Genomic DNA, 1,934 nt, shown 5'->3' on the forward strand with positions numbered 1-1,934 from the left:
GTACGGCCACTTTCCTGATTATGGGACCTGCCTGTACACGGGCTTGTCCCTACTGCGATATCGATTTTGAAAAAAAACCCAAACCTCTAGATCCTACTGAACCCTATCGCTTAGCTGAAGCAGTACAGCGATTAAAACTAGCTCACGTGATGATTATCTCTTATTTACCTCCAGAACAATAATAAAATGGAATCAGCCCTTAAATATTTTTTCAATCTCATCTATAACGACGCAGAGTATAGTATAAATTCAGGGCTTTATTCCTTCCATAAACAAAGAATCAGGTTTTCTGATTCTTCCTTCAATCATATCCAAACCATAGCTATTAAAATTTGGAATAGAACTCTCGTCAGCACGACAAACTCTCACATTTATAAATCCCGTTTTTTCGAGCAGACGTCGAAGTGAAAATCTATCATACATCCAGCGATGAATTTCACCTGTTTGGCGAAATAGGCCTTCCTTTACTCCTAAGGCTGCTTTATTCCCAGCAATAATTTTTGCTATATTTGTTAATATAAATGTTTGAATTTTAAACAAATACCAAGATGGTCTTTTTGATTTTAATTTATTTAAAAATTTTAATATTTTTTTATTATTATTAATATTAATATTTTGATTTTTTAGAGCTTCTGCATTCTCAAAAATTTTTTCTGCTTCGAGACCAATACGCGACAAAATAAAATCTTTATTGGATAAGTTAGGATTGATTAGATAATGATACATTTCTCCTCCGGAAAAAGTTCTTACAAATTGATCGTAAATTTCTAGCATAATCCAATCATAATCTGCCTCAGCTTCTTTCACTCCGCTATCAATTTTTTCTAGAATTTTAAGATAATTGATTACTATATTCTCGAAATCAGGAACAACTACCCTAATTACGCCTTGCGGCTTCAAAATACGAAAACACTCTTTTATCAGTTTTTTAGCTTCAATTTTATTCAGGTGTTCCAGAAGATGAGAACTATAACAAGCGTCAAATTCCGCATCAGAATAAGGTAATCCCTTTGTGATATCACAAGCTTGAACTTCAGGAGACGAAGGTTCTAGATCAATGTTCGTCCAAGAAGAATGAAATACACTACCACAACCAATATTCAAAAGATTATTCATAAAATTACCTATTTTATTTTTTAAACACAAGTATTTGCCATGTAGTTTTCCCCTGACTTAAGCAAAGCCAAAAGCTTCGAGTTAATCGATATGACTTTACTCTTTAGCATCAATCAACAAATCTTTTTTCTAAATGAGTTACTCCTTAGCATAAAGGCAGGAAATTTTCCAAACATCCCTGTTTTGGATTTTTGGTAAGCATAACTCAACTTAAGCTAGATACCAAACAATATTTTATACCTAGATCCCAATTGCAGAGAGCTGCTACCGTATGCCCAAAGCTGGTAATTGATACTTGAATATTTTACCTGTACGATCTTTTCCGTACAGAATCAGATCTATCCGTTGTTCAAGAAGAGCCAATTTACAGATCTTGGTTTTTAACTAGATTGGACATTTTATATGCTATATTCCAATTATACAAAATATTTTTTTTTATTGTACAAGCTTCTACTAGGAGTATTCCAGTCTCAACGCTTATGCTCTATCCACACAGATTTCTATTGTCTTAGATTCTATAAAGAGCATAACAAAGCCGTATCTTAGGACGGATTTTTACACCCAGTTTTTCTTTCGTAAAAAGATAAAAAACAAACGTGACTATCAAGCCAGACTGGTTGCGGGTGAAAGCGCCTCAGAAAGAGCGCGTCGGCAACGTTAAAGAAATTTTACGAGATTTAGCCTTGAATACAGTCTGCGAAGAAGCATCTTGTCCCAATATTGGTGAATGCTTTAACGCTGGTACGGCCACTTTCCTGATTATGGGACCTGCCTGTACACGGGCTTGTCCCTACTGCGATATCGATTTTGAAAAAAAA

At 34.6% G+C, this 1,934-nt stretch carries 2 protein-coding genes and 1 pseudogene; 2 read left to right on the forward strand and 1 reads right to left on the reverse strand.

All coding sequences use genetic code 11. From position 1 onward, the window contains the following. Positions 1 to 155 (forward strand): annotated as a pseudogene (locus tag NZ519_13770) (lipoyl synthase). A 94-nt stretch (positions 156 to 249) separates the two neighbouring features. On the opposite strand, the gene NZ519_13775 reads toward NZ519_13770, so the two are convergent. Then, complete coding sequence (locus NZ519_13775) at positions 250 to 1,116, reverse strand: methyltransferase domain-containing protein (GenBank protein ID MCS7029822.1); 867 nt, start codon at positions 1,114 to 1,116, stop codon at positions 250 to 252. Positions 1,117 to 1,712: 596 nt separating this feature from the next. Here NZ519_13775 and NZ519_13780 point away from each other — a divergent pair. Beyond that, on the forward strand, positions 1,713 to 1,934 hold a 222-nt coding region (locus NZ519_13780), incomplete at its 3' end, for a lipoyl synthase (GenBank protein ID MCS7029823.1).

The sequence above is a fragment of the Bacteroidia bacterium genome, assembly GCA_025056095.1.
In the GTDB taxonomy this organism is placed as follows: domain Bacteria; phylum Bacteroidota; class Bacteroidia; order JANWVE01; family JANWVE01; genus JANWVE01.

Bases quoted from the DNA above. Each gene is read 5' to 3' on its own strand.
- NZ519_13775 (MCS7029822.1), bottom strand. From the start codon at position 1,116: ATGAATAATCTTTTGAATATTGGTTGTGGTAGTGTATTTCATTCTTCT.